Origin of the sequence: Phenylobacterium immobile (ATCC 35973) (assembly GCF_001375595.1) — a bacterium.
GTDB classification, from domain to species: Bacteria; Pseudomonadota; Alphaproteobacteria; order Caulobacterales; family Caulobacteraceae; genus Phenylobacterium; species Phenylobacterium immobile.
Map to the genome: position 1 here is coordinate 545,927 of NZ_CVJQ01000001.1, position 16,499 is coordinate 562,425.

Genomic DNA, 16,499 nt, shown 5'->3' on the forward strand with positions numbered 1-16,499 from the left:
GGGGTGCGTCAAGCAATCGCGGGTCGGCGCAGCCGACTATGCGCGGCCAAGCCTAGGGACAGCGTCAGGAAAACTGAAAATATAAGGTCGCCTACCCGACCGTAGACTGTGCTTGGCAGCGCCGGCGGCAACGGCGCATCGATCACGCCCAGATCTCCGAGGCCCAGAGCGGCGTTGATCCGGCCATGGGCGTCGATAATCCCGGAAACGCCGGTCGGTGTTGCGCGGATCAGCGGCAGGCCTTCCTCGATCGCCCGATAGCTGGCGATGTTGAGGTGCTGCAGGGGCCCGCTGGTGGCGCCGAACCAGGCGTCGTTGGAGACGTTGAGCAGGAAAGCCGGACGCGTTTCGCCGCGGATCGCCGCATCGCGGGCGAAGCCGGGGAAGAGCGCCTCGTAACAGATGAGCGGTTGGAACGGGGCCAGCCCCGCCAGCGCCATAGGGGTGGGCGGCGGCCCGGCGGTGAAGTCCTCGGGCATGTGGACCAGGCTTCGCAGGCCGATCTGGGTGGCGAAGTCCCTCGTCGGCAGGAACTCGCCGAAGGGGACAAGCCGACGCTTGTCGTAGGCCGCCTCGATGCGGACGGATCCGCCGGCGCGGCGCAGGGCGACCAGGCTGTTGAAGTAGTCGACGCGCCCGTCGGGCCTCACGCCCGCGCGATTGGCCCCCATGAGCAGGACGCCGTCCGGCCGGATCGCCTGGGCGAGCCGCGGGCCGTAAGGGCTTTCCGGCGCCGTCAGGTCCTGCAGGACCGCAGGCAACGCGCCTTCCGGCCAGATCACCACCTTCGGGGCGCCCGGGCGGCGTGAGAGATCAGCGTAGGTGCGGACGATCAGGTCCAGGTTCTCAGGCCGCCACTTGTCCTTCTGGTCGATATTGGCCTGGACGATGCGCACAAGCGGCGCCGACAACGCCGGTTCCGGCGCCTGGGCGAGGCGAACCTCGCCATAACCGTAGAGCCCGGCCAGGGCCGCCGCCATGACGCCGGCGGCGATCAACCGTCCACGCCGCGCGCTGGCGTCGAACAGGACCGCCGGCGCCGCCGCCAAGGCCAAGGTCACCCAGGTCAACCCATAGGCGCCGATCAACGAGGCGATCTGCGACGGCGCCGACCCGGCGCGCCAGGTCTCGCCCGGTAGGTTCCAGGGGAAGCCGGTGAAGAGGTGCCCGCGCAACCATTCGGCGCCGGCGAAGGCGCCAGCAAACACCACGGCGCGCCACAGGCCTTGCGGCCGCGCCAGGCGATAAATCAGGCCGCCCAGACCCCAGAACAGGGCGAGCCCCGCGGCCATCAGGACCAGGGCGAAGGGGGCCATCCAACCCTGGTTTTTCGCGTCGACCATGAAGGGCTCGACGATCCACCAGACACCCACCGCGAAATAGCCCAGGCCGGCCAGCCAGCCGCGGAACAGGGCCGAGCGCCAGGACGCGGCCACGTCCAGCCGCGACATCAGGAGCGCATAGCCCAGCAGGCCCAGCGTCGCGCCGAACGGCGGATGGGCCAGGCCCGCCGCGGCGCCCGCCAGCAGGCACAAGGCGCGAACGGTCCAGGGCGAGTTCAGCCAGGTCATTTTCCAGTGGGCTCGTCGAGAATCGAGTGGGCGATCGGGGTCGGCGCGGGCCGGATCCGCACGCGCTTGACCCGTCTGGGGTCAGCCGACATGACCTCGAACACCAGGCCCGAGGCGTGTTCGATCTTCTCGCCACGCTGAGGGACGTGGCCGGCCAGGGTGTTCAGGAGGCCCGCGACTGTGTCGATCTCTTCGTCCAGATCGGGCGGCGAGAGGACGCCCAGCGACAGCACCGCCTCCAGGTCGTCCAGGGGCTGGCGGCCATCCACCAGCCAGCCATGCTTGTCCTCGGCGATGGGGGCCACGCCATCCCCGTCCTCGTCGTGCTCGTCGGCGATGTCGCCGACCAGGGCCTCCAGCAGATCCTCAAGCGTCACCAAACCGTCGACGCCGCCGAACTCGTCGATGACCAGGGCCATGTGGCTGCGCCGCGCGCGCATCATCGACATCAGCTCTGACGCGCGCATGAACGGCGGCACATAGAGCACCTTGCGCACCAGATTGTGCCGGCCCTGCAACAGCTGGTCCTCCGGCTTGGGCCGCCGCGTCTTTCGGGCCATGAGGCGGAAGACGTCCTTGACGTGGACCACGCCCACCGGCTCGTCGAGGGTGTCGCGGTAGACCGGCATGCGCGAGTGTTCGGCGACGACGAAACGGTCCACCAGCTCGGAGAACGGGCAGCCCCGTTCGACCGCAACGATATCCGCGCGCGGCTTCATGACGTCGTGGACGCGCAGGTCCTGGAAGGCCCGGGCCTGAAGGACAAGGGTTTCATTGGTCGCGATCTGCGCCTGAGAAGCGTCGCTCTCCGCGGGTCCGCCCGGCGGCGCGGGTTTGCGGAACAGGTCCAACAGGGCCCTTACGCCGCGCCGGCCTTTCGGGCCGGAAGCGGCGTCGCGACGAGAGTCCGGGTCAGTCATGGTCTCCCTCGACGGCTGCGTAGGGGTCGGAAATCCCCAGATCAGCCAGGATGGCGCGCTCGAGATCTTCCATGATCTCGGCCTCGCCGTCGTCGATATGGTCATACCCCAAAAGATGCAGCACGCCATGGGCCGTCAGGTGCTGCAGGTGGCTCGCCAGCGTCTTGCCCTGCTCAGCCGCCTCGCGCACGCAGACGCCGTAAGCCAGCGCAATATCGCCGAGCGATCCCTCAGGGTTATCGCCGGCGGGAAAGGACAGGACGTTCGTCGGTCCGGACTTGCCCCTGAACTGCTGGTTCAGTTCGGCGACGGCCTCGTCATCAGCCAGCAACACGCATAGTCCAGCGTCGGCGCGCCTGTGGCGCGCCAGGACGGCGAGGGCCGCCGCCTGGACCAGGCCGCGCGCGTCGACCTGGACGCGCGCCCAGGCCTCATCTTCGATCTCGATGTCGATCAAGCCAGCCGCGAGGCTTGAGCCGTCTCGCCGTCGTAGGCGCGCACGATCCGCTCGACCAGCGGGTGGCGCACCACGTCCTCGCCGGAGAAGCGGACCACGCCGATGCCCTTGACGCCTTCCAGCAGACCGACGGCGTGCGACAAGCCGGAATCGCGGGAGTTGACCAGGTCGATCTGACTGGGGTCGCCGGTCACCGCCATGCGCGAGCCTTCGCCCAGGCGGGTGAGCACCATCTTCATTTGCAGCCGGGTGGCGTTCTGCGCCTCATCGACGATGACGAAGGCGTGGCTCAGCGTGCGGCCGCGCAGGAAGGCGATCGGCGCGACTTCGATCTCGCCCTTCTCGCGGCGACGGCGAAGCTGGTCGGCCCCCATGATGTCGGTCAGCGCCTCCCAGACGGGCGCCATATAGGGATCGACCTTTTCGTTCAGGTCGCCTGGCAGGAAGCCCAGACGCTCGCCGGCCTCGACCGCGGGGCGGCTGACCACCAGCCGCTCGACCTCGCCGCGCAGCAGCAGGCCGGCGCCATGGGCGACGGCCAGGAAGGTCTTGCCGGTCCCGGCCGGACCCAGGCCGAACACCAGCTCGGACTCCGCCAGCGCCGACAGATAGCGCGCCTGGGTCGCGGTTTTCGGTGCGACCTGCCCACGCCGGCCGACCGGCAGGGAACCGCCGCGGCCAGCGGCGCCCGCGCGGGCGGCCTGGGCCGCCTGGCCGCCGGTTCGCGGCGTACGGCCGCCCCGCGCTTCGCCGATGGCCACGCGAATATCGGCCTCAGAGACTTCAAGGGCGCTGTCGGCGCGGCCTGCGACCGACTCGACTGTGCGTTTGGCCATGGCGCGCCCGCCTGTGTCGCCGGTGACGGCGACACCCCCGCCCGGCGTTTCCAGCAGCACGTCGAAGGCGTCTTCGATCAGGGCGGCGTGGCGACTGTTGGGACCGGACACGGCCCGCAGGGCGACGTCCGACAGGCTGACAAACTCGGTGGTGCGGCTCACGCGGGCTCCGGAACGGCCGCGGCGTTCGACAGGACGCCGGCCAGGCTCATCTTGGCGGCGGCCTCGATACGGACAGGAACGATCTGGCCGATCAGGCTTTCAGCGGCCTCGAAATGAACCGACTGCAGATAAGGGCTGCGGCCAATCACCTGGCCTGGATGGCGGCCTGGGCGCTCCACCAGTACGGGCAGGGTCTGGCCGATCTTGGAAGCGTTGAAGGCGCGCTGCTGGTTGTCGAGCAAGGCGTTCAATCGTGCCAGCCGCTCATCCTTCACCGCCTCGTCGACCTGGCCCGCGAGCGTGGCGGCCGGGGTGCCGGGACGGCGCGAGTATTTGAAGGTGAAGGCAGAGGCGTATTCGACCTGGCGGACCAGTTCGAGGGTCGCCTCGAAGTCGGCCTCCGTCTCGCCCGGAAAGCCGACGATAAAGTCGCTGGAGAGCGCCATGTCCGGCCGCGCGCCCCGGATGCGGCCGACAAGGTCGATATAGGCCTTCGCCGAATGGCCGCGGTTCATGGCGCGCAGGATCCGGTCCGACCCCGACTGCACCGGCAGATGAAGATAGGGCATCAGGGCGGACATCTCGCCGTGGGCGGCGATCAGGTCTTCGGCCATGTCACGGGGGTGGCTGGTGGTGTAGCGGATCCGCTCGAGGCCCGGAATCTCGGCGAGCCGCCCCGCCAGGTTCGCCAATCCGTGTTCGCCCGCGTAGGCGTTCACATTCTGGCCCAGCAGGGTGACTTCGCGAACGCCTTGGGCGGCCAGGGCGCGGGCCTCAGTCAGGATGTCCTCCACCGGCCGAGACCACTCACCGCCGCGGGTGTAGGGCACGACACAGAAGGTGCAGAACTTGTCGCAGCCTTCCTGCACGGTCAGGAAGGCGGTGACGCCGCCCGGCCGCCGTGGCGTCTGCGCCAGGGCGTCGAACTTCTCTTCGGGCGCGAAGTCCGCCGCCAGCCGTTCGCCGCGGGCGCGGTGGGTGCGGGCGATCAACTCGGGCAGCTGGTGGTAGGCTTGCGGGCCGATGACCAGGTCAACGGCCGATTGCCGGCGCATGATCTCGGCGCCTTCAGCCTGGGCGACGCAACCGGCGACGGCGATGGTCATGGCGCCACGGCCATCCTGGGCCATGGCCTCCTTCATCTCGCGAATCTTGCCGAGCTCGGAATAGACCTTCTCGGTGGCCTTCTCACGGATGTGGCAGGTGTTGAGGATGACGATGTCGGCGCCGTCCGGCTGGTCGGTCGTCACATAGCCCAGCGGGGCCAGCACATCGGCCATGCGCTCGCTGTCGTAGACGTTCATCTGGCAGCCGTAGCTCTTGATGAAGAGCTTCTTCGGCGCAGGGGTCTCAGCCATCGTGACGGGGTCAGCCTTCAACCGGCACGCCGTAGAGTTCAAGGCGGTGGTCGATCAACTTGAAGCCGAGCTTGCGGGCGATGGCCTCTTGCAGGGCCTCGATCTCGGCGTCGACGAATTCGACCACCTCGCCCGTCTTCATGTTGATCAGGTGATCGTGATGCGTGTCCTGGTGCTCTTCGTAGCGCGAGCGCCCGTCGCGGAAGTCATGGCGGGTGATGATGCCCGCCTCTTCGAACAGGCGCACGGTCCGGTAGACGGTCGCGATCGAGATGTGCGGGTCGACCTGGTGGGCGCGACGGTGCAGTTCCTCGACGTCGGGGTGATCGTCGGCGGCGGACAGCACGCGCGCGATGACGCGACGCTGTTCGGTCATCCGCATGCCCTTTTCGATGCAGAGCTTTTCGATACGGTCCGCCACAGTTGCTCTCGCCGGTTGCATGGTGTTGCGATTTTAGGCGTTCGAAGCCGCAAGGTCGAGCCGCATCACAAGCGCGTCGATTTGGCCGTCCGGCCCGCGGTCATAGTAGGCCCTGCGAACGCCTGAGCGGCGGAAGCCGAGGCCCGCGTAGAGCCCGACGGCCTCCATGTTGTCGACCGCCACCTCCAGGAAGGCCTGCGACGAGCCCGCGGCCCGCGCCGCCGCTATCGCCGCCGTCATCAAGGCCTTCGCGACCCCGCGGCGTCGGGCGTCGGGCGCCACCGCGACGGTCAGGATCTCCAGCTCGTCGGCCGCTGCGCGGCACAGGATCAGCCCCTGGGGCGCGTCTTTCGCCGCCACGAAGCCGAACACCCCTGGGCCGGCCAGCAGTTCGGCGAAGGCCTCGGCGTCCCAGGGTTTGGCGAACGCCTGGGCGTGCACCGCCGCCAGGTCGTCGGCCTCGTCAGGGGTCACCATGGAGAGCTTCACAGGGCGTCTGCGTGCGGGCCGGGCAGGCCGCCCGGAAGCCGTGCGTCGGGCGCGCGCAGGTACAGCGGCTTCAAGGGAGATGCCGCGCGTCGGGCCGCGAGGCGCGCGACGACCCGAGGGTCGGCCCAGGCCGCCTCGACAAGGTGAACGCCCGGCAGCTGTGCGGCCAGGGCCGGGGCGCCGGAGCCGATGACGGTCACGGCGCGACCGGCGGCGCGGATCGTCAGAACAGCGGCCTCAAGGGATGCGGCCCGTGGCGGATCGAGCGCCTGCCCATCATTGAAGCCCTGCAGGTAGATCTGGTCGCGCCGGGCGTCGATGGCGGCGAAGACCAGGCCTTCGCGGTCGGCGGCCAGCGCCTCGAAGACGCTGACGCCCACGGTTTCTGCGCTCAGGGCCGACGCCAGACCCTTGGCGAAGGCGACGCCGACGCGAAGTCCGGTGAAGGAGCCGGGCCCGACGGTCGCGCCCACCCGAGCGATCTCGGCGAAATCGACGCCCGCCTCGGCGACGACGGCCTGGGCGATCAGCGCCAGGCGCTCCTGGTGGCCGCGCTCCATCGGCTCGATGCGATGGCTAAGGATGCGGTCGCCCTGCGCCAGGGCGACCGAACAGGCGCCGAGACAGGTGTCGACGCCCAGCGCGATCAGGCCTGGTGACGTCAGAGCGTCTGCTCGACGCGGGTCACTTCGGGCACATAGTGCTTCAACATGCCCTCGACGCCGGCCTTCAGGGTCGCCGTCGATGACGGGCAGCCCGAACAGGCGCCGCGCATGTTCAGCCAGACCACGCCGGTGTCCGGCTCGAAGCGGGAGAACAGGATGTCGCCGCCGTCCTGGGCCACCGCCGGGCGGATCCGGCTGTCCAGCAGGTCCTTGATCTCGGCGACGATCTGCGCGGCGTCGCCTTCATAGTCGCCGCCCTCGTGCTGGGCGTCGGCCTGTTCGGTGGTGAACAGGGGCCGGCCGGAGGTGAAGTGGTCCATGATCGCGGCCAGGACCGGCGCCTTCAGATGGCTCCAGTCGGCGGCGGGCTGCTTTTCCACCGTCAGGAACTCAGGCCCGAAATAGACCCGCTCGACCCCGGTGATCTGGAAGATGTCGGTCGCCAGGGGCGAGTCCTCGGCGTCCAGGCTGTCGCGGAAATCGCGCGCGCCCTCGCCCATGACCTCGCGGCCAGGCAGGAACTTCAGGACTTCCGGGTTCGGCGTCGGTTCGGTCTGGATGAACATGTCGCAGATGTGGCGCCGCGAGAGCCATGGCGCAAGCTTCGGCCCTCGCAGCAATTCTAGAAGCGGATCGAGTTCAGCCCGCCCGTTCAGCCCGCCCGTTCAGCCCGCCCAGTAGCCCACCTTGGCCTTCACTTCCGCCAGGGTCGGGGCTGCGGCGTTGCGGGCGCGATAGGCGCCGTCGGCCAGGATGGCGTCGATCTGCGCCTTGTCCGCCAAGAGGCTGCGCATCTGCAGGCCGATCGGCGCAAGTTTGGCGACCGCCAGGTCGGCGAGTTTCGGTTTGAAGGCGCCGAAACCCTGGCCGGCGAACTCGGTCAACACGTCCTGGTCGCTGCGGCTGTCCAGGGCAGCATAGACGCCGATCAGGTTGCGGGCCTCCGGCCGTTCGGCCAGCCCATCCATGGTCTCCGGCAGGGGCTCGGCGTCGGTCTTGGCCTTGCGGATCTTCTGGGCGATGGCGTCGGCGTCGTCGGTCAGGTTGATCCGCGAATTATCCGATGGATCGGACTTCGACATCTTCGCCGTCCCGTCTCGCAGCGACATGATCCGCGCGCCCGGCCCTTGCGTCACCGGATCGGGCAGGGGGAAGAAGCCCGGCGCGTCGAAGTCGTGGTTGAACTTGGCGGCGATGTCGCGGGTCAATTCGAGATGCTGGCGCTGGTCCTCGCCCACCGGCACATGGGTGGCCTTGTAGATCAGGATGTCGGCCGCCTGGAGCACCGGATAGGTGTAGAGCCCGACGCTCGCGCGCTCCTTGTGCTTGCCGCTTTTCTCCTTGAACTGGGTCATGCGGTCGAGCCAGCCGAGGCGGGCGACGCAATTGAAGATCCAGGCGAGTTCAGCGTGTTCGGGCACCGCCGACTGCGGGAAGATGGTGGCGATCTTGGGGTCCAGGCCGGTGGCCAGGTAGGCTGCGGCGATTTCGCGGACCTGATCCTTCAGCTTGGCCGGGTCCTGCCAGACCGTGATGGCGTGCAGATCGGCGACGAAGATGAAGGTGTCGGTCTCGTGCTGCATGCGGGCGAACTTTGCGAGCGCGCCGAGGTAGTTGCCAAGATGCAGGTCGCCGGACGGCTGGACGCCGGACAGCACGCGTTTGGGACCCTGATACAGGACAGGGGACTCTTCGGTCATGGGAGAGGCTCTTTAAGGCAGGGTGGCGATGGCTATGCGAAAGCGCGCGGGCGTGCGCCCGCACAAGCAGGGTCGTGGGCGTTTATCGCCATCGCCCATTCGCGAGAGCCGAAGTCGGTCGTTGCGCCATCGCGGGTAAACTAGAAGCCCGGCCCGATCATGGCAAGGCGGCCCCGCCGCGCCGACGCAGCGCCGCCTTGGCCTCGGCGAAGGTCAGGCCGCCTGAGGCGAACAGCAGGACCGGATACAGCGCCCCGCCCGCCGTACAGATCAGCAGCACCCCGATTTCCTTTGCCGGGATGACGTCCTCAATCGCGCCGCGGAAGTGGGCCGCCAGCGCCAGGCCGCCTCCGAGGACGGCGCTCGCGCCGGCGATGCGCGCGATCTTCGACCAGGCGCGCGCCGAGGGACGGTAGACGCCGCGCCGCATGAGGCTCGCGCTCATCTGGCAGACGGTGATCCAGGCCGCGATCGAGGTGGCCATGGCGATGCCGGGGAAGCCGATGGCGTAGAAGAGGGCGACCCCTAAGGCGATGTTCACGGCCACTGAGATCAGCGAGAAGCGCATCGGCGTCTTCGTGTCCTGCCGCGCGAAGAAGGCGGGCTGCAGGATCCGCAGCAGGACGAAGGCCGGCACGCCCCACCCGTAGTGAAAGAGCAACGCCCCCGTCGCCGCGGCGTCCGATCCGGTGAAGGCGCCGCGGGTGAACAGCGCGTCGATCAGATAGGTCGGCATGGCCAGCAGCGCCGCCGCGGCAGGGAGGCTGAAGGCCAGGGCGAAGACGATCCCCTGGTCCATGGAGGCCTGGGCGTCGGCCTGGTCGTCGGCCTGCAGGGCTTTCGAAAGACGCGGCAAGAGCGCGACGCCGATGGCCACGCCCACCAGGCTCATGGGCAGCTGGTAAAGGCGGTCAGCCACGTTCATCCAGACCCGCATGCCGGCGACCTGGCTCGCCAGGATGCCTGAGATGAAGATATTGATCTGGGTCGCGCTATTGGCGATCGCCGCTGGGATGGCGAGCGTGATCAGCGCCCTGATGTCCGGCGTCAGGCTGGGTCGTACGAGTCGGATTCTGGCGCCGGAACGATGCGCGCCCCATCCGCACAGGGCCGCCTGACCCACGCCGGCGATGATGACGCCGATCGAGGCCGCGTAGGCTGCGGCCACGGGCTCATGCTGCGGCAGGACGATCGCCAGCATCACGATGTTCAGCACCGTCGGATAGGCGCCGTAGATGATGAACCGGCCTCGCGCCGTGAGCACGCCGGAGAACAGCGACGCGATCGCCATGCAGGGCAGGTAGGGCATGGTGATCTGGGTCAGCAGGATCGCCAGCTTGAACTTGGCCGGGTCGTCCACGAAGCCCGGGTTGATGGCGTACATCAGCCAGGGCATGGCCAGTTGGATGACGACGGTGAGCGCCACGGTGGCGGCCGCCACCGTGGCCAGCGCATCGGCGGCGAACCGGTCGGCGTCGACTTCTCCGGCGTCGTCCGCCAGCTTGCGCGCATAGGCCGGCACGAAGGCTGCGGCGAAGGCGCCTTCGGCGAAGATGCGGCGGAACAGGTTCGGGAAGGCCAGCGCCGTATAGTAGGCGTCCGCTGCGATGGTCTGGCTGGCGCCCAGGCGCGCGGTGATCACCAGGTCGCGGGCCAGGCCCATGAACCGGCTGACAAGGGTCAGGCCGGAAAAGATCATCGACGAGCGGATCATCCCGCCGCCGCGCGCCGCCTTCTCCGACATCAGCGCGCGATGCTGGCGCGGGCGCGCTGCAGATTGCCGCGCGGCGCGTCCTCGGCGTTCAGCGCGCCCAGCAGCGCCTGGCGCAGGGCCTGGCGCTTCTTTGCGTCATTGACCTTCTGGCCGTCCGGTTCGGTCACGTAAAAGGCGTCGACAGCGCGCTCGCCGTAGCCGTCGATGTGGGCGGAGACGATGGACAGGCCGGCGTCGGCGATGACGTGAGCCAGGGCCGCCAGCAGGCCGGAACGGTCACGGCCGGAGGCCTCGACCACCGTGGCGGTCTCCGAGGCGTCGTTGTCGAGCATGGCGGTCGGCGTGATCGAGAAGGCCGCTGTGCGGCTGGCGTCGCCGCCGCGGCGGGTTTCCCGGGCGTTGGGCTGGCCGCGCGCGGCGGCCTCCAGATCGTCGGCCAAGCGGCTCAGCACCCGGTCGTTCTCGCCGCCATAGGGCCGCCCCGTGGCGTCCTGCACATAGAAGACGTCGAGCGCCTGGCCGGCCCGGGACGTGAACACCCGTGCGCCCACCACATTGCCGCCTGCGGCCGTAATCGCTTCGGCCAGATCGACGAACAGACGCTGGCGGTCGGTGGCGGCGACCACCACCTCGGCGGCGTTGCGGGCGGCGACGATCCGGCCCTCCGCGGCCGCGCCTGCGCCCCCGCCGGCCGCTCTGGCCGCCAGGCGCGCGTGAGCCTGGACCTCTTCGGTGCTGAAGGCCGTGAAGTAGGCGTCCTCCATGGCGTCGCCCCAGGCCTCTGCGCCCGGCGACGCCTTGGCGAGCGAGACCCGCGCGTCGTACGCCGCGTTCTGATGATAGCGCCGGAGCGCGGCGGCGGCGTCGGAGCCGCGCCCGCCGCGGAACACCGCCTCGGTGGCGCTGTAGAGCTCGCGCATCAACTGGCCCTTCCAGCCGTTCCAGACGCCCGGCCCCACGGCGCGAATGTCGGCGGTGGTCAGCACCAGCAGCAGTCGCAGCCGCTCAGGGTTCTGCACGATGCGGGCGAAATCGGAGACGGTGCGCGGGTCGGCGACGTCGCGTTTCTGGGCGAAGTCGCTCATCACCAGGTGGTGCTCGACCAGCCAGGCGACCAGCTCGATCTTAGACCGATCAAGGCCCAGCCGCTCGCAGGCCTGCCGCGCCGCCCGCGCGCCGGCCAGCTCCTGCCCGCCGACCCCGCCCTTGCCGGTGTCGTGCAGCAACATGGCCAGGAACAGCGCCTCGCGATCGCCGATCAGCGGCATGATCGTCGTGGAGAGGGGGTGGTCCTCTGCGAACCGCCCGTCCGCGATGCCGGCGATCACGCCCACGGCCCGCAGGGTGTGCTCGTCCACCGTATAGGAGTGGTACATGTTGAACTGCATCTGCGCGACGATGCGGCCGAACTCAGGCATGTAGCGGCCCAGCACGCCGGATTCCGTCATCAGGCTCAACGTGCGGTAGGGATCCTTGCCGCGGGCCAGGACGTCCAGGAACACCTTGGCCGCGTGCCGGTCGCGCCGCACGGCGGCGGTGATCAGGGGCGCGCACCGCACGGCGGCGGTGAAGGCGTCGGGGTGCAGGTCGAGGTTGCGCTCGTCGGCGATCTTGAACAGCCGCAACAGGTTGATCGGGTCGCGCTCGAAGGTCTCGGGCCCCTCGACGTCGATGCGCCCGCCGACTTCGATGAAGCCCGGTTCGTCCAGCGGTTTGCGCCTGGGCCTGCGCGCCGGCAGCAAGCGCGAGATTCCGCGCGGCTCGACCTTGACCTCGTCGGCTTCCAGCTTGGCGGCGAACACCCGCGTCAGCGCACCGACTTCCTTGGCCATCAGGAAGTAGCGCCGCATGAAGCGCTCGACCGCAGGGTTGTCCGGGCGGTCGCCATAGCCCATTCGCCGGGCGATCTCCGGCTGCAGGTCGAAGGTCAGGCGCTCTTCCGGCCGTCCTGTGGCGAAGTGCAGATGGCTGCGCACCGCCCACAGGAAGTCGAAGGCGCGAATGAAGGTGCGCACCTCACGGCCGTTGAACATGTCCAGCTGCATCACCCGTTCGATCGGCTCGCCGGGATGCAGGTACTGGGCGATCCAGAACAGCGTGTTGAGGTCGCGAAGGGCGCCCTTGCCCTCCTTGACGTTGGGCTCGACCAGATAGCGGGTGGCGCCGGCGCGCTTATGGCGTTCGTCGCGTTCCTTCAGCTTGGCGGCGACGAACTCGGCGCCCGTGCCTTTCACGACCTCGTTGGCGAAGCGGCGGAGCAGGTCGGCGGCCAGGGCCTCGTCGCCGGCCAGACGCCGCGCCTCCAGGATCGAGGTGCGGATCGTGAAGTCCTCGCGGGAGAGCTTCACGCACTCCTCGACCGTCCGCGAGGCGTGGCCGACTTTGAAGCCCAGGTCCCATAGGGCGTAGAGCATATATTCGATCACGCTCTCGGTATGGGCGGTGGCCTTGTAGGGCCGCACGAACAGCAGATCGATGTCGGAAAAGGGCGCCAGCGTGCCGCGCCCGTAGCCGCCCACCGCCATCAGGGCCAGCCGCTCGCCTTCGGTGGGATTGCGGGCGCGGAAGATATGGGTGGTGGTGAAGTCCCAGAGCGCGGTGATCACCTCGTCGGTGACGCCGGAGAGGAGCCGCGAGGTCTCGATGCCGCCTGCGCCGTTCTCCAGGCGCTCCTTGGCGATCATCCGACCGCGGAACAGGGCGCCCTTGAGGATGTCCAGCGCCGCCGCCCGCTGGCCGCGCTCGTCCCCGACAAGCTCCAGCGCCGCCGTCGACAACTGCGCGCGCAGCTTCAGGCCGTCGACGACATATTCCAGGCGGGTCGGGCGAAGGCGGGGCGGCATGGCGTAGGAACGATATAGGCCAGTTTATTTGTCTCGCCCACAGTCCGTCAGCTGAGCGCTTCCGCCAGCCTCGATCCGCGCTTCCAATGGAAACCCGACCAGCCGGCGGCGACGGCGGCGTCTACGTTGGCGAGGCGGTCGTCGATCAGGCGTATCTCGTGCGACGCGAAGCCGGTGCGTCGGGCGACCTCGTCGTAGAATTCGGGTTGAGGCTTCTTTGAGCGCACATCGGCGGAGTAGTGGATGGCGTCGAAGCGGTCGCGGAACCCCAGCGTGTCCCACAGATAGCGGGCGCGATGATGCTCCTGAACCGTCGCCAGATGTAGGACCAGGCCGGTCTCGCGCGCGGCTTTCAGGTCGGCCAGCAGATCGTGGTCGAGCGCTGCGTCTTTCTCGAACCAGTAGGCCGTGAGCGTTTCCGCCGGCAGATGAGGGGCGATGGTCGCCAGCACCGGGCGCAACCGGTCGTAGAGGTCGGCGCGGCCCAACTCGACGTCCGGCCAATGGACCGCGAAGAACGCTCGTCCGAGGGCGTCGCGTTCGAGGCCAAGATCGCGATGCAGATGGTCGTCCCATCTCTGACCTGGCGGATGGACGATCAGGACGCCATCGACATCCACCATCAGGGCCTTGAGCGTCACAGCAGTCCCTTCAGGCGGTAGAGCGCCTCCATGGCCTCGCGGGGGCTCATGCCGTCGAGGTCGAGGGCCTTGAGCGCTTCTTCGGCGACGCTAGGCCCCAGCGACGGGGTCATAGGCGCCGACGCTGCGAACAGCGGCAGGTCGGCCAGATGCGCGGGCGCGCCGGCTTCGCGCTCCAGGCGCTCCAGCACGTCGCGGGCGCGGGCGACGACGGCGGGCGGGATGCCCGCCAGCTTGGCGACCTGGACGCCGTAGGATCGGTCGGCGGGCCCTGGGCCCGCCTCATGCAGGAAGATCAGGTCGCCGTTGAACTCCTTGGCCCGCAAGGACAGGTTCGCGACATAGGCCAGCCGATCCTCGAGCACCGCAAGCTCGTGATAGTGCGTGGCGAAGAGGCCGCGGCATCGGTTGGTCTCGTGCAGGGCCTCGGCGCAGGCCCAGGCGATCGCCAGGCCGTCGTAGGTCGCCGTGCCACGGCCGATCTCATCGAGGATGACCAGGGACCTGGGCGTCGCCTGTGACAGGATCGCGGCGGTCTCGACCATCTCGGCCATGAAGGTCGAGCGGCCGCGCGCCAGGTCGTCGCCGGCGCCGACGCGGCTGAACAGGCGATCGACGACGCCCAGGCGCAAGGATCGAGCCGGCACGAAACAGCCGGCCTGGGCGAGCACCGCGAGCAACGCGTTCTGCCGCAGGAAGGTCGATTTGCCGGCCATGTTCGGCCCGGTCACCAGAGCGAGCCTGGGACCCGCAACGCCGGCGCCATCCAGGCGGCAATCATTGGGCGTGAAGGCCTCGCCGGCGCGGCGCACGGCGTTTTCGACTACGGGGTGGCGGGCCGCTTCAGCCTCGAAGACCGCGGAGCGATCCACCAGCGGCCGGGCGGCGCCCACATCGTCGGCCCATTCGGCGTTGGCCGCGGCGACGTCTAGGCGGGCGGCGGCTGCGGCGGCGGCCTGGATCGGGCGGGCGGCGCGGCCGGCGGCCTCGCGCCAGGCCTCGAAGGTGTCGAGCTCGATGGCCAAGGCGCGCTCCGCCGCCTGGGCGATCTTGGCGTCCAACTCGGCCAACTCCACCGTGGTGAAGCGGACCTGGTTGGCCAGGGTCTGGCGATGGATGAAGGTTGCGTTCAGCGGCGCGGCCATCAGGGGCTCGGCCGCCTTGGCGCTGGTCTCGACGAAATAGCCCAGGACCGCGTTGTGGCGGATCTTCAGCGCGACACCGCTTTCGCCGGCCAGCCGCGCTTCCAGCTGGGCGATCACGCGACGCGAATCGTCGCGCAGGGACCGCGCCTGGTCGAGCTCGGGCCGCACGCCCTCGGCGACGAAGCCGCCGTCCCGAGCCAGCGCTGGCAGGTCGGTCGAGAGCCCACGGTCCAGCAGGTCGCGGAAGGCCGCCAACTCGCCCTCGGCCATAGGCGTCAGCGCCGCCAAGGCTTGGGCGATCTCGACCGGCGGCTGGGCCAGCGGATCGTCGAGCCGGGCGAACAGGCCGCCGACCGCCTCGCCGACCGCCAGGCCATCGCGCAGGCAGCCCAGGTCGCGCGGACCGCCGCGACCGAGCGTCAGGCGCGCGAGCGCGCGCGCCATGTCTCCCATGGCCTTCAGGGCGTCGCGGAGCGCGCTGCGTTGATTGCGGTGGCCGCAGAACCAGGCGACGGCGTCCAGCCGGTCGTCGATGGCGGCGGGGTCGAGTAGGGGCCGGGCGAGTCTGGCCGCCAGCAGGCGCGCGCCAGGGGCGGTGACCGTGCGGTCGATGGCCGCGAGCAGCGATCCCTCGCGGGCGCCCGACGTCGACTTCTCGATCTCGAGGCTGGCCCGCGTCGCCGGATCGATCGACATGACGTCGGCCTCGCCGGCCCGCTTCGGTGCGGTCAAGGCGGGTGCGCGACCGGCTTGGGTGATCTCCAGGTGCGCGGCGATCAGTCCCAGCGCCGAGATCTCCGCGCCGGAGAGCGCCCCAAACCCATCCAGGGTGTCGACTCCATAGAGGCGCTTCAGACGGGCCTCGGCGGCGGAAGGCTCGGCCAGCGCCTGGGCCAGCGGCTGGACGAAACCGCCGGCCGACTTCAGGGCGGCGTTCACCGCCTCGTCGGCGAACAGGCGGTCGGGCGCCAGGATCTCAGAGGGCGCCAGCGCCGCCAGCGCCGCGGCGAGCCCCGCGATCGTCGTCGCCTGGCATTCCACCTCGCCGGTGGAGAGCTCGACGCTGGCCACGGCGGCCTGACCGGCGCGCACGGCGATGGCCGCCAGCCGGTTGGCGCCGCGGGCGTCCAGCAGGCCGTCCTCGGTCAGGGTGCCCGGCGTGACGACACGGACGACATCGCGGCGCACGACCGACTTCGAGCCGCGTTTGCGGGCCTCGGCCGGGTTCTCCATCTGCTCGCAGACGGCGACCTTGAAGCCGGAGCGGATCAGCTTGGCGAGATAGGCTTCCGCCGCGTGCACCGGCACGCCGCACATCGGGATCGGCGCCCCGGCGTGCTGGCCCCGGGCGGTGAGCGTGATGCCGAGCGCCGCCGAGGCCTTTTCCGCGTCGTCGAAGAACAGTTCGTAGAAGTCGCCCATGCGGAAGAAGACCAGCGCGTCCGGCTGGCGCGACTTGGCTTCGAAGAACTGCGTCATGACCGGGGAGGCGCCCAGTGCGTCCTGGGTCACGGCCGCGTCGGCAAGAATCGATGGAACGTTCACCGGCGAAGGTTAACGAAGGCGTGCTGCGCCGT

At 69.5% G+C, this 16,499-nt stretch carries 14 protein-coding genes; all 14 read right to left on the minus strand.

Features of this window, described 5'->3' with window-relative positions:
• Positions 1–8 precede the first annotated feature (8 nt).
• The 14 genes from lnt to mutS all read right to left on the minus strand — a co-directional run bounded on the left by lnt (position 9) and on the right by mutS (position 16,401).
• Complete coding sequence (gene lnt, locus BN1313_RS02735) at positions 9–1,571, minus strand: apolipoprotein N-acyltransferase (RefSeq protein WP_091736271.1); 1,563 nt, start codon at positions 1,569–1,571, stop codon at positions 9–11.
• Complete coding sequence (locus BN1313_RS02740; RefSeq protein ID WP_091736273.1) at positions 1,568–2,491, minus strand: hemolysin family protein; 924 nt, start codon at positions 2,489–2,491, stop codon at positions 1,568–1,570. The genes lnt and BN1313_RS02740 overlap by 4 nt, the downstream gene beginning before the upstream one ends.
• Positions 2,484–2,948: an rRNA maturation RNase YbeY gene (gene ybeY / locus BN1313_RS02745; RefSeq protein ID WP_245620067.1), complete on the minus strand. Its 465-nt coding sequence runs from the start codon at positions 2,946–2,948 to the stop codon at positions 2,484–2,486. The genes BN1313_RS02740 and ybeY overlap by 8 nt, the downstream gene beginning before the upstream one ends.
• The gene (locus tag BN1313_RS02750) at positions 2,945–3,946 is read right to left on the minus strand and encodes a PhoH family protein (RefSeq protein WP_091736275.1); all 1,002 of its coding nucleotides are present in this window, start codon (positions 3,944–3,946) and stop codon (positions 2,945–2,947) included. The genes ybeY and BN1313_RS02750 overlap by 4 nt, the downstream gene beginning before the upstream one ends.
• The gene (gene miaB, locus BN1313_RS02755; RefSeq protein WP_091736277.1) at positions 3,943–5,304 is read right to left on the minus strand and encodes a tRNA (N6-isopentenyl adenosine(37)-C2)-methylthiotransferase MiaB; all 1,362 of its coding nucleotides are present in this window, start codon (positions 5,302–5,304) and stop codon (positions 3,943–3,945) included. The genes BN1313_RS02750 and miaB overlap by 4 nt, the downstream gene beginning before the upstream one ends.
• Positions 5,305–5,314: 10 nt before the next feature.
• The gene (locus BN1313_RS02760) at positions 5,315–5,686 is read right to left on the minus strand and encodes a Fur family transcriptional regulator (protein WP_342666785.1); all 372 of its coding nucleotides are present in this window, start codon (positions 5,684–5,686) and stop codon (positions 5,315–5,317) included.
• Between the two features lie 72 nt (positions 5,687–5,758).
• Complete coding sequence (locus BN1313_RS02765) at positions 5,759–6,202, minus strand: GNAT family N-acetyltransferase (protein ID WP_091736281.1); 444 nt, start codon at positions 6,200–6,202, stop codon at positions 5,759–5,761.
• Between the two features lie 8 nt (positions 6,203–6,210).
• Positions 6,211–6,798 carry a tRNA (adenosine(37)-N6)-threonylcarbamoyltransferase complex dimerization subunit type 1 TsaB gene (gene tsaB / locus BN1313_RS02770; RefSeq protein WP_245620216.1) on the minus strand — a complete coding sequence of 196 codons (588 nt, stop codon included), beginning with the start codon at positions 6,796–6,798 and terminating at the stop codon, positions 6,211–6,213.
• A gap of 77 nt (positions 6,799–6,875) precedes the next feature.
• Entirely contained in the window at positions 6,876–7,445 is a 570-nt protein-coding gene (locus tag BN1313_RS02775; protein ID WP_091736287.1) for a NifU family protein, read from the minus strand.
• Positions 7,446–7,544: 99 nt separating this feature from the next.
• A complete protein-coding gene (gene trpS / locus BN1313_RS02780) occupies positions 7,545–8,579 on the minus strand; it encodes a tryptophan--tRNA ligase (protein ID WP_091736290.1) in 1,035 nt (344 codons plus the stop codon).
• Positions 8,580–8,736: 157 nt separating this feature from the next.
• Positions 8,737–10,323: a murein biosynthesis integral membrane protein MurJ gene (gene murJ, locus BN1313_RS02785; protein WP_245620068.1), complete on the minus strand. Its 1,587-nt coding sequence runs from the start codon at positions 10,321–10,323 to the stop codon at positions 8,737–8,739.
• Positions 10,323–13,136 carry a [protein-PII] uridylyltransferase gene (locus BN1313_RS02790; RefSeq protein ID WP_091736292.1) on the minus strand — a complete coding sequence of 938 codons (2,814 nt, stop codon included), beginning with the start codon at positions 13,134–13,136 and terminating at the stop codon, positions 10,323–10,325. Before BN1313_RS02790 ends, murJ begins: the two co-directional genes overlap by 1 nt.
• Positions 13,137–13,183: 47 nt before the next feature.
• Positions 13,184–13,777 carry an HAD family hydrolase gene (locus tag BN1313_RS02795; protein WP_091736308.1) on the minus strand — a complete coding sequence of 198 codons (594 nt, stop codon included), beginning with the start codon at positions 13,775–13,777 and terminating at the stop codon, positions 13,184–13,186.
• Entirely contained in the window at positions 13,774–16,401 is a 2,628-nt protein-coding gene (gene mutS / locus BN1313_RS02800) for a DNA mismatch repair protein MutS (RefSeq protein WP_091742184.1), read from the minus strand. Before mutS ends, BN1313_RS02795 begins: the two co-directional genes overlap by 4 nt.
• Between the last annotated feature and the right edge of the window lie 98 nt (positions 16,402–16,499).